Below are 223 nucleotides of genomic sequence, written 5' to 3'. Positions count from 1 at the left end.
TCCAGCCCAAGGCCGATGCCGCCCCGCCTGACGATGACGGGCCGGGCGATCCTCCCGCCTCAGATGCCACGCCCGAAACCGAGCCTTCCGAGACCCCAGCCGAGACCGACCGGATGCCCCGCAACACCAAAGCCCACCGCAATGCCGAGGTCGATTTCCGGGGCGAGAAGCGCTCGAATGCCACCCATGCTTCGACCACAGACCCCGATGCACGGCTCTACAA

General features: G+C 67.3%; 1 pseudogene. It reads left to right on the top strand.

The features are described from left to right. A pseudogene (locus tag KKP04_RS16055) lies at positions 1-223 on the top strand (IS5/IS1182 family transposase); the annotation flags it as partial.

The organism is Rhodomicrobium sp. Az07 (assembly GCF_018619475.1).
Classification (GTDB): Bacteria; Pseudomonadota; Alphaproteobacteria; order Rhizobiales; family Rhodomicrobiaceae; genus Rhodomicrobium.
This window is presented reverse-complemented; position numbering and strand designations above follow the sequence as displayed.